This is a genomic window from Streptococcus sp. 1055 (assembly GCF_013276815.1).
Lineage (GTDB): Bacteria > Bacillota > Bacilli > Lactobacillales > Streptococcaceae > Streptococcus > Streptococcus pseudopneumoniae.
Genome location: NZ_VMLT01000008.1, coordinates 1 through 4,387, shown reverse-complemented (window position 1 = coordinate 4,387; position 4,387 = coordinate 1). Strand labels below are relative to the sequence as shown.

At 33.9% G+C, this 4,387-nt stretch carries 5 protein-coding genes; 1 reads left to right on the top strand and 4 read right to left on the bottom strand.

Annotated features, from left to right (window positions below; translation table 11 throughout):
* Nucleotides 1-214 precede the first annotated feature (214 nt).
* The 4 genes from HT699_RS00855 to HT699_RS11955 form a co-directional block, all read right to left on the bottom strand.
* A complete protein-coding gene (locus HT699_RS00855; protein WP_000087002.1) occupies nucleotides 215-856 on the bottom strand; it encodes an ATP-binding cassette domain-containing protein in 642 nt (213 codons plus the stop codon).
* Between the two features lie 4 nt (nucleotides 857-860).
* Nucleotides 861-3,062 (bottom strand): ABC transporter permease, encoded by a 2,202-nt coding sequence (locus HT699_RS00850; protein ID WP_000221426.1) that lies wholly within the window; start codon nucleotides 3,060-3,062, stop codon nucleotides 861-863.
* 6 nt (nucleotides 3,063-3,068) lie between these two features.
* Nucleotides 3,069-3,362 (bottom strand): hypothetical protein, encoded by a 294-nt coding sequence (locus tag HT699_RS00845; protein ID WP_000748217.1) that lies wholly within the window; start codon nucleotides 3,360-3,362, stop codon nucleotides 3,069-3,071.
* Nucleotides 3,363-3,526: 164 nt separating this feature from the next.
* Nucleotides 3,527-3,697 (bottom strand): PhrA family quorum-sensing system peptide, encoded by a 171-nt coding sequence (locus HT699_RS11955; RefSeq protein ID WP_001227862.1) that lies wholly within the window; start codon nucleotides 3,695-3,697, stop codon nucleotides 3,527-3,529.
* A 185-nt stretch (nucleotides 3,698-3,882) separates the two neighbouring features.
* Between HT699_RS11955 and HT699_RS00840 the strand changes: the two genes are divergently transcribed.
* A partial coding sequence (locus tag HT699_RS00840; RefSeq protein WP_172934027.1) for a helix-turn-helix transcriptional regulator occupies nucleotides 3,883-4,387 on the top strand: 505 nt, incomplete at its 3' end.

Here is a 4,387-nt window from a genome sequence, read left to right as displayed (position 1 = left end):
TTTACCATAGATTTTGAGCTTTCAACACATATTACTAAGCCAAAAATGCTCTAAATTTTTGAAATTCTAACAAATTCCACTCAACTTTATCATCATATTTGACTTTCACAATATCTTTCTCAAAATAACATGGAATAAAGATAGTTTTCTTTTGAAACGGGTTCAGAAGTAACCGTATCAAGTGCTAATAATGCTTGAGTTAATTTACAAGAACCTACTCCAGTGAAATGATCCTATCACATTGCCGTGCTTGCTCCATGTTATGCGTAACAATCAAAATTGTTTTACCAAATTGATCTCTCAAAGTTCGAATCAAATCGAATGCTTTTTGAGACATTTCAGGATCTAACGATCCGGTTGGTTCATCTGCTAGGACAATATCTCCGGGCTTTAAAATAGCTCTCACAATCGCAATTCTCTGCTGTTCACCTCCCGATAATTCATTGACTTTACTATTTAACCGATTTTGTAGACCAACAAATTCTAGCGTTTCCTTGATTCTCTGCTCTTTCTCCTGTCTAGAGAAATTCGAAAAAGTCATGGCAAGCATCAGGTTATCTTTCACACTAGATGTAGAAATGAGTGCATTGGATTGAAAAAGATAGTTGATGACATTCCTTCGATAATGAACTGCTGATTGCGAATTTACCTTAGGCAAAACTTTTCCGTTGATTAGGATTTTACCACTGTCAACAGTATCCAATAGTCCAATCATATTGAGGATAGTCGATTTTCCAGAACCAGAAGGTCCTACTAAAGCTACAAATTCATTTTCCTCAATATCAAAGCTTAAGTCTTTGAAAATTTCTCTTGAACCAAATTGTTTTGATACATTTTGTACTGAAATTCTAGACATGAGATTACTCCTTAAATGATTGTATGATACTCTCTCCTTCTTTACGGAACAAACTGAAGTAAAGAAGCATTATCTGAAAAGCAAATGTAGCTAGTGTCATGACTATTCCCAACTTAGAACCCACCAAGATAGAAACGATTAGTTCCATCACAGAAAAACTAATAATGAGAGAAACCACACCAATATATCTTTTCCATGGTGAGAATCCCATAAAGTATTGAACATACAATTTTTCTTCAAATAACAAGCGGTACATTAAGACAAAACTCCAGAAAATAGCCATCATCGTAATGATGATAATCGCTATAATCGTGCCGAAAAGATAAAATGTATAACTCAGATCTTTTTGAAGACCATTGATAAAGTTCTTGACAGTTGTAAAACTCAACCGATTATCCGTTAAATCTGGAAATTCTGTTTCTAAAACGGACACTACCTGTTCCATTGTTTCCCTATCACGAATCTTCAAAAGACCATTATAGCCGCTGACAACTAAGTTTGCCGACTCCATGAAATATAGATTCTCTGGTGTTGAGACAAAAATAACTGGATTCTCACTAGTTGTACCATAAGAAATGGAATCTGACCAAGTAAATATTGGTCGAGACGGTTGGTAAACCTTGAACATAAATTTCGGATTTTCTGTGAAATTAGTTTGTAAATCTCCCGGTTTTACAGTGACACTTTCCTGTAAATAAGCCTTCATCGCCTCAAGTTCTTCTGTATTGAGCGTGTTAGGTAGAAGATAAAGTCGAGTACCATTCCTCATCTCTAGCAACTCCTCATCACTTAGGGGAATACCTAACTCTTGCAGGTAATTATAGGAGAATTTCAAATACCAAAATGGTTTTTTAGGGACATGTTGGTATGTCCCATAGACTGCATCAAGGTACTCCTGATTAAGAAATTTTCCTTGGGCAATATAGACACCTGGAAGCTCAGATATACGCTGGTAAAAGTTATACATACTACGCTCAAGGGAATTTGTAGTTCCTGCATATGTACCTACATCATCTCCCTCAACAAAGCTGGAGATAACGTACATATCTTCAACATTTTTCCACTCCCTAGATACTTTCATATTATCAATAAACTGATTCGTTGGAGCATCTAAAGAGTAACTGACTGCGATTAACAAACCAGCTACCAAGGTATAGAATAACAAGCAGGTTACCATTAAAGGCTTCATTGGTAATCGTTTATGAATTGCGGCTAATGGAGAAACCGAATAAACAATAATCGTTGGAATAATGAATATCAATAGTAGCAACAAGACTGAGAGGCTGACTCCAGCAAAAACTAGAATAAACGATGATAAACCAAAACTAGACCAGCCTGACAACAACCAACTACATAAAGAGATAATTGGAATAATGTAGATTGAAAATAGTAGAGAATTTTTGAAAAAAGCAGACCATAATTCTTTTCTATCCCATCCTAAAAGAATCAATGTTCCGAAATGTTTAAAGGATTGAAGAACACAGATTAAGAATAGAATCAGTAAAATGAAGGCATTTACTAAGATGCTGATAGCAAGTATTATTCCCCAAATTCCCTGATCAGTACTACTTCCAAAACTTTCTTTTGTCAAATCCTCAACAGAAATACCTGACATCTTTGAAAGATGCAACAGAAAGTTATCTCTTGAGACAGCATCGTGGAGACCATTGATATGGTATATCCCATTGATCGTATTAGTGTTTTGAAAAGTATAATCTAATCGTTCAATGACTACAGGTGTGCTAAATAATAAATCTGGAAGCTCGTAAAGCATATTATTTGAGCCTTTGTCAAGTCCAATAGTCATACTATTATCACTATGAGATAATAAATCTGCAAATTGTTGTTGTGAGACTACTATTTTACCCGTACTTTCAAAATCTGAAAAACCAGCAGAGCTGCCAAGGATGTCTATATAAATCCTATTTAGACCTTCTCCTGTATCACTACTTTCAGAACGTTTTGTCCATATGGACAAGTCACTCTGTTCTAAAAAATAATTAAATACATCTTGTGATTGCTCTTCTGTTAACTTCTGAAGATAAACTGTTACAGTTTCGGAATGATGATTATAACTCTGCCATGACTGTTGATACTGTAAACCTGCTAAAAAAATTGCCACCAGAGCAAGTAAGACACTCTGGATGGCAATCAAAAACAGGATTAAGTATTTCATTTTACCTAATAACATGTTTTTGTATGTCATAGGTACTTACCTACAATTCCAGTAACATTCAGCTGTAGCAGTTCCGATGAATTTAGAAACACGTGCTTCTACTCCAGGTGATTGCCAGCCTGAGAATGCCCCGTTAGCAGTTGCTGAGTGTTCGTAAACACTAGACTGAACATTTGAATAGCTCCAAAGGCCAGCAGTACGACCATAATCCCAATAAACTGCAGTACCTTTATACCAAACTGTTGCAGCTGAAACAATCGAACCACCTGCACCAGCTAAAGTCAGTGCAAGTAAAGATGTTGTAATTATTTTTTTTATGCTTTTCTTCATCGTAAAGCCCTCATTTCTTTCACTTAAAATCTAACAATAACAATGACTGCATTTAGAAATATCAACAAATCATACCCTAGTACATCGGAATCCCTTCTTTCTAATTAAAAATTAGATAAAACAGAAATACTATATAGTTAATAGTATTTTCATCATTTAATCAACTAATCCGCCTTCCCAACATCAAGACCATTGGACTTCTTTTGCGATTGCACTCGAATCTCCAATTGTTTATTCTTCTGAATAAACTGTTGGTAAGGAATTGTATTACTAAACATAAAAACACCTAGCAATGCAAATGTAACTAATTTTTTAATTCCACGTTTTTTTCTCATGCAATGAAACCCCTTTCTTTTTTTATTCTAACAGATATATTTTATTTAGTCAAGTATTTTTATGTAATTTTTAACTTTTTTTTTTTTGTTTATTACCATAAAGAATTATTTATTCCTTTAACTTGCTATTTTGAACTAAAAACTTTATAATGAAATTAAGCAAATAGGAAGGTTTATTATCTTTAATGAATACACTCGCAGAGAAATTCAGATTGAAAAGAAAAGAGTTGAGACTCTCCCAACAAACTCTTGCAGAAGGAATTTGTGAACAAAGCCAGATTAGTAAAATTGAAAGAGGTCATTTTATTCCCTCCGCAGACTTGTTATTCAAACTCTCACAACGACTTGAAGTGCCATTAGATTATTTTTTTAATGAACAAATTGAAATTAAATCTAACCTCTCTAATTTCAAGCAATTATCTGCTCGCCTATTAGATGATAGAAATTATGACGATTTAGAATATCTTTATAAAATAGAGGTAGAACGAAGCACTTTTCTAACATTAGAAGACCGAACTTACCTTGAATGGATTAAATCTATAATTGACTTCTATCAATATGACAGTAAGTGTGAGGCAATTTCTTCATTGGAAAATATATTATTAAAAGTCTCTTCAAATACTCTGATTTATTTAAAGGCCTTGAATACTCTATCTAATTTCTATTCCTTAGTGGGTCGTGAACAAGAAT